We start from the raw sequence: 6,535 nt of genomic DNA on the forward strand, positions 1-6,535 counted from the left end.
AATCCCCGCAAGGGGACTGAAACAAAGAACCGTTAACACCAGAGGAGTTGTCGGCACCTTTCGGCCTCACTAATCCCCGCAAGGGGACTGAAACAACCACCCGCTGATTACCGGGAAGTGTCCCCGGTGCCTTTCGGCCTCACTAATCCCCGCAAGGGGACTGAAACTGGCTAATTAGCAGATCCTCGATGGGAACACCCTTGACTTTCGGCCTCACTAATCCCCGCAAGGGGACTGAAACACTTTGGGTGGTCGGACATCTGGGATATTTATTTGCCTTTCGGCCTCACTAATCCCCGCAAGGGGACTGAAACGCAAACTTTGGGCTGGAAGGCGATAAGGGAGTAATGGATACTTTCGGCCTCACTAATCCCCGCAAGGGGACTGAAACTTTAACTTCTGCATATTGCAGGCGTAAGGACTGCTTTCGGCCTCACTAATCCCCGCAAGGGGACTGAAACAGCCCAATTTTGAGGGGCTGGGTATCACTCAGTACTTTCGGCCTCACTAATCCCCGCAAGGGGACTGAAACTCGATACTGGCAGCAGCGAGGAGTACTTCTAAGGCCAGCTTTCGGCCTCACTAATCCCCGCAAGGGGACTGAAACGAGTTTCCCAGGCAACCAAGAGACGAGAACGGACACTTTCGGCCTCACTAATCCCCGCAAGGGGACTGAAACACCATAAAAGCATGACAAGCGCTGCGGCTAAATCTTTCGGCCTCACTAATCCCCGCAAGGGGACTGAAACATCGCTCCTGAAGTAGAAGTCGCTCGTGAGGTAGATGACTTTCGGCCTCACTAATCCCCGCAAGGGGACTGAAACCTGCTAGTCTCTGAACTTCTGCGATCAGGCTGGCTGCTGGCTTTCGGCCTCACTAATCCCCGCAAGGGGACTGAAACATATTAAAGACATGGAAGCGACAGCGACCTAAAAAGCCTTTCGGCCTCACTAATCCCCGCAAGGGGACTGAAACATTAAGGCTTAAGCCATCAGCGTCAATGTGAACGTGTCTTTCGGCCTCACTAATCCCCGCAAGGGGACTGAAACACTTGTAAGCCACAACCTTCTCAATATCAAACTGTCACTTGAACCATATCCTGTCCAAAGTGGAAGCATAAGCTGTCCAGCAACAAGGGGAAAAACCCTGATGCTGTCGTAGGAAGAACAACGGCTTTGGCAGCCAGGTAGAACCATAAGTTGTCCCCAAGTTGAAACTGGAAGGATAAGATGTCCTAGAGTTGATAAACTGACAATATCCTCCCATTGCTGCCAGAGAAAAAATAAATGCTGGACGGGGAACAGTTTGTGCGGTGGTGCCAGCAGCTCGGCTTGGCAGAACCAACAAGGAAATACATCGAACTGTTACGCAGTTCGCCACCATCTCGTGTGGTACGCAGTAGGACAGGCAACGTGAGTGGTCGTTACCCCAGCCGGAAAATGGGCGTGACTATTCAGTTTGAGAGCCACCACAACGAATTGGCAGGCATCTATGAAATGGAATATGACCCAGATGTGCTGGAATATTACGACCAACCGAGTGGGATCAAACTGAGCTACCAAGCTCTGAGCGGTCGGAAAGTAGGAGTCCTGCATACCCCAGATTTCTTCGTGTTGCGCCGAACATCTGCAGGCTTTGAAGAGTGGAAAACACTGGATGAATTAGTGAGATTATCAGCCAAAATGCCTGCTCGTTACGTGCAAGAAGCATCGGGTCAATGGCAATGTCCTCCAGCAGACGAAGTAGCCCAAAGCCTAGGGCTGTATTATCGCATCCGCTGCAACACTGAAATTGACTGGGTTTTCCAAAATAATCTTCATTTTCTCGAAGACTACTTGCAGCTGTCCGATTTGGACATAGAAGAGAACGTTCGTGCCAACATCACATTACTGGTGGAACTTCATCCAGGAATTACCTTAGGTGAATTGCTCGAACAGGGATACAACTGTGACGAGGTTTATACCCTAATTGCCCAAAATCATTTAAAGGTGGATTGGCGGGGTGTCAACATAGCGCAAATTGGTTCACAGCTTCAAATCTTTCCGGCTAGTCAGGAAGTTTGTCAAACCGAAACAACCAAGTGGACAGGAGCATCAACCTTAGAATTAGCCCCCAACTTAGTTGACCTGAAACCCGGTTCTCCTGTGGTGTGGAATGGAAAAAGCTTATCGATTCTCAATCGCGGAGAAACCCATACAGCCCTACTCAATGAAGAAGCAAAAGTTATCCAACTACCCAACGTTGCCCTATTGGAATTAGTCCAACAGGGTGAGTTAACAGGAGTTGTCACCCAATCCTCATCTTCTAACGTCGTTAATGACATTCTAGCCAAGGCGAGCGTTGATGATTGTGCAGAAGCTAACCGTCGCTATTCCATCATTGCTCCCTACCTAGCGGGTGAAAAAACTACCGATAAGCAGGTCGTCTCAGGACGTACTATCCGCCGTTGGTTACTTTCGTGGCAAAAAGCCCAGGAGCGATATGGGTGCGGTTATGTGGGTTTATTGCCCCGCATCAGCTCTAAAGGTAATCGCCAATCTAAATTACCGGAAGTGACACAAAAAATTGTAGACGAATTCATTGCTAACAACTATTTAAATCTCAAACAGCAAGGAAAATTCACCGTTTACAGTTCACTGGTACGAGCCTGTGAACAGCAAGGGATTACCCCTTGTAGCTACAAAACATTTGTCCGAAACATTCATCAAAAATCTAACTACGAACAGGCTTTAAAAAGGCAGGGGCGTAGGGCAGCTTACAAGTACGAACCTTTTTATTGGGAGCTAGAGGTAAACACTCCTAGGCACGGACAACGACCCTTTGAAATCTGCCATATTGACCATACACAATTAGATATTGAGCTAGTTAGCTCCCATACATCAGTAAATCTGGGTCGCCCTTGGGCCACCTTCCTAACAGACGCTTACTCACGACGAATACTAGCCGTTTATCTGTGTTTTGACCCACCCTCGTACCGTAGTTGCATGATGGTGATGCGCGAGTGTGTCCGTCGTCATGGACGCCTGCCCGACACGATAGTGGTGGATGGAGCCAAAGAATTCATGAGTATTTACTTCGAGAGGCTCCTAGCAGCTTACTTTTGCACCAAGAAAACCCGACCGGCTGCCAAACCTCGATTTGGTTCAGTATGCGAGCGTTTGTTCGGGACAGCTAACACCATGTTGATTCACAATCTCCAGGGAAATACGCAAATTAATAGAAATTCGAGGGCGGTGACGAAAAGCGTTAATCCTCGTAATTTAGCCATCTGGATTCTGGGGAGTTTGTATCAGAATTTATGCGATTGGGCTTATGAATTTTACGATAACAAGGAGCATCCAGCACTAGGACAAAGCCCAAGAGCGGCTTTTTCAGAAGGCTTGTTGCAAACTGGATTCCGCTCCCACAAACTAATTCCTTACGATGAAACCTTCCGAATTTTGACACTACCAACGACAGCTAAAGGAACTGCCAAAGTCATTCCCAATCAGGGAGTCAAAATTAACCACATCTACTATTGGCATAACAGTTTTCGGAATCCGGAAATTGAAAAGACTCAAGTTCCCGTGCGCTATGATCCAAATGATGTTGGAATTGCCTATGCCTACATTAAAGGTCAGTGGGTAAATTGCATCTCGCAGCACTATAGCAGCTTAGCGGGTCACTCAGAGCGAGAAATGATGGCAGCAAGCGTTCAGTTGCGTCAACAACATAAAAATCACTCCCAACAATTTACAATCACAGCCAAAGCCCTAGCTGAATTTCTAGCAAGTACAGAAGCCCAAGAAGTTATCTTAGAGCAACGGTTGCGGGATGTAGAAGCCAAAGAGGTTTTAGAAATAATTGATGGAGTCAAAATGAAGCGACCTGAAGAACAGCCTCTAGCCTCCGAGTGCCTTTCACTTCCTATAAGTCGAGAAACCTCTCCTAATAGAGATGAGATTGATTCTGAAGAAATTGAACCGTATGAGGAGTTTTGGTAATGCCCTCTGCCAAGAATTTTCCTCCAGAACTCTTAGCCGCTACCCAGGCGGAAAAACTGGCTTACTTTGAAAGCTGTACGGTAGTACACAGGCGATTAAAAATTGCTTATGAAGCTGTGATAGATGCTGTCAATAATCCTGGAGGAGCTTCATTAATCTTTTTGTTTGGTCCTACGGGGGTGGGGAAAACTACCTTACTCCATCAAGTTGTGAAAGTGCTAATAGAGCAGAACTCCAGAGATATGCAACTTGATTGTGGGCATATTCCTGTTGCTTATGTAGAAGCTCGCGCTCCTGAATCTGGGTCTTTCGACTGGAAAGATTATTACAAAAGTGTCTTGGTAGCTTTGGCTGACCCCTTTGTTGATTATAAACTCAGAACTGGCAGTAGCCGAATTGAGGGCAGTGGCTCTTCTCAACGTCTAATTAAATCAAAAGCTAATCTATCAGATTTACGCGAGGATGTAGCTGCGATTATTCAACAACGTCGGTTAATTGTATTTCTAGTTGATGAAGCCCAACGCTTCACTAAAATGGCATCGGGACGAAGACAACAAGACCAAATGGATGCCATTCAATCAATGGCAAGTTTCACGTCCACCCGACACGGGCTTTTTGGCACCTATGAACTGCTACAGTTAAGAAATTTAAGCGGTCAATTGAGCCGCCGCAGTCTAGATATTCACTTTCCTCGTTATCAAGCGGATTGCTCACAGGACGTTAAAGATTTCAAACGGGTACTCAAGAGTTTTGCCTGCCAAATGCCCTTGTTAGAAGCCCCCGATTTAGAGCAGCATTGGGAATACTGTTACGAACGCAGTATCGGTTGTGTCGGGATAGTGAAGGATTGGCTAACACAAGCCTTAAGAAAAGCGTTGGCAGAATCAGCCTCTACTTTAAGCTTGGCACATCTTACACCTTATGCTCCCAGTGTTTCTAAATGTATGCAGATGGCAACTGAGGCGATAGAAGGTGAGAAAGCGCTGCTCCAATCGGAGAGCGAACTGAGCCGATTGCGTCAAAAATTGGGATTAACTGCTAAGGAGCCACCAACAGCAACAGAAGCCTTGCTCAATAGCCCGACCCATTCTACGGCTAACAAAAAAGACAAGAAAACAAAGAAACGTCGTCCGGGAGAGCGTAATCCTCAACGGGATGTTATCGGAGGCGCTCCCAGTGTCAGTTGAAAGCTGGAGTCATCATCAACTGTGGTATTCAAAAACCACAACAATCCCAGAGCGTAGCCGCCTGCATCCTCTTGAACCCATCGGTGTAGGAACGCCTACAGTAGAGAGTTTAACCAGTTATGTGGCTCGGTTGGCAGCAGCTCATCGGGTGCCTACGGGTATTTTGCTAGCTCAAGAAGTAGCTCCACAAGTCAGTAGATATCAAGGCAATCAGCATCAAGGGTTATCCAGATGGTTTTTCCGTGTCTTTTTCAACGATACGGGAGCCTGGAATGGCATGGGAATTATGGCCAATGAGCCAGTTCATGTGTTGGAAGCACTCACAGGACAGCATCAGTTACGGTTTCTCACGTTGTTAAGTTGGGCTAACGTTCTACCGTCACGAGGTTTACTTCGTACCAATAAGGCTTGGTGTCCCGTCTGCTATGACGATTGGGAGCGTTGTGGCAAACCCATCTATGAGCCTTTATTATGGTCGCTCCAGGTCGTGACAACTTGTCCTTTTCATCAACAAGCTTTATGGCATCAATGTCCCAATTGTCAGCGACCGCTCTACCCTCTAGAGTGGAATTCCCGACCGGGTTTCTGCTCTAGATGCCAACAGTGGTTGGGTGTGAGTTCATTTTTGAGTACAGGCGAAACCTCTGAGGATGCTTCCCCAGTAGAGCCACCCGATTGGGAATGGCAGATTTTTGTTGTGCAGTCTGTGGGCAAAATCCTAGAGCAAGCACCTTTTCTTGAGTCTGTGCCAGCTAGAGAAAATCTGGCATTTTGTATTGACTTATGTATTCAAAAAGCTACCAACGGTAATGCCAAAGCTTTTGCTGATTTAATGTATCTGAGTGCTTCCGTACCTGGAGAATGGCGATGTGGTCAGGCACTAGCACAATTAGGTTTGCTCCTTCGAGTCTGTTGGTGTCTTTGTGTTCCTTTACTCGATGTTTTCACAGGCCAGGTGGTGATTGAGCAACCGCTATCGTTGAAGCTTTTGCCTATCACTCAACAACATAGAAAAACTAATCGACGCTTTGATGCGGTGAAAGTACAAAGGTTTTTAGAGGCAGCCTTGTCTTTTGAACCACCCCAGTCTCTCAGACAAGTGGCCGCTACTATTGGATACGACCCTGGCGATATCTCCCGATTTTTCCCCGACTTGTGCCACCAAATTTCGGCTCGTTACAGGTTATACCGACAAGCAATCAGAAAGTCCTAGCTATAATAATGCCATTCCCCAAGTCTATCTCCAGGTACAGCCTCGCGGTTCAAGTCTAGTTACCTCGTCCCACCACGTCGAAGTATAAAGTGACCACAGTTTTGGGGACAACTTATGCTTCCACTTTGGACAGGATATGGTTCAAGTGACAC

The 6,535-nt window shown here is 47.1% G+C and carries 3 protein-coding genes and 1 CRISPR repeat array; all 3 genes read left to right on the forward strand.

The window, feature by feature from the left end; translation table 11 throughout:
* Positions 1-57: 57 nt before the first annotated feature.
* Positions 58-1,049: a CRISPR direct-repeat array (repeat unit 37 nt; unit sequence CTTTCGGCCTCACTAATCCCCGCAAGGGGACTGAAAC).
* A 237-nt stretch (positions 1,050-1,286) separates the two neighbouring features.
* From V6C93_RS37075 to V6C93_RS37085, 3 genes are read left to right on the forward strand one after another with little or no spacing between them, the layout of a single operon-like run.
* The gene (locus V6C93_RS37075; protein WP_333481706.1) at positions 1,287-3,983 is read left to right on the forward strand and encodes a TnsA endonuclease N-terminal domain-containing protein; all 2,697 of its coding nucleotides are present in this window, start codon (positions 1,287-1,289) and stop codon (positions 3,981-3,983) included.
* On the forward strand, positions 3,983-5,170 hold the full coding sequence (locus V6C93_RS37080) for an ATP-binding protein (protein ID WP_333481707.1): 1,188 nt from the start codon (positions 3,983-3,985) through the stop codon (positions 5,168-5,170). Before V6C93_RS37075 ends, V6C93_RS37080 begins: the two co-directional genes overlap by 1 nt.
* Positions 5,160-6,383 (forward strand): TniQ family protein, encoded by a 1,224-nt coding sequence (locus tag V6C93_RS37085; protein WP_333481708.1) that lies wholly within the window; start codon positions 5,160-5,162, stop codon positions 6,381-6,383. Before V6C93_RS37080 ends, V6C93_RS37085 begins: the two co-directional genes overlap by 11 nt.
* Positions 6,384-6,535 lie beyond the last annotated feature (152 nt).

Origin of the sequence: Allocoleopsis sp., from assembly GCF_036703385.1 — a bacterium.
Taxonomy (GTDB): domain Bacteria; phylum Cyanobacteriota; class Cyanobacteriia; order Cyanobacteriales; family Coleofasciculaceae; genus Allocoleopsis.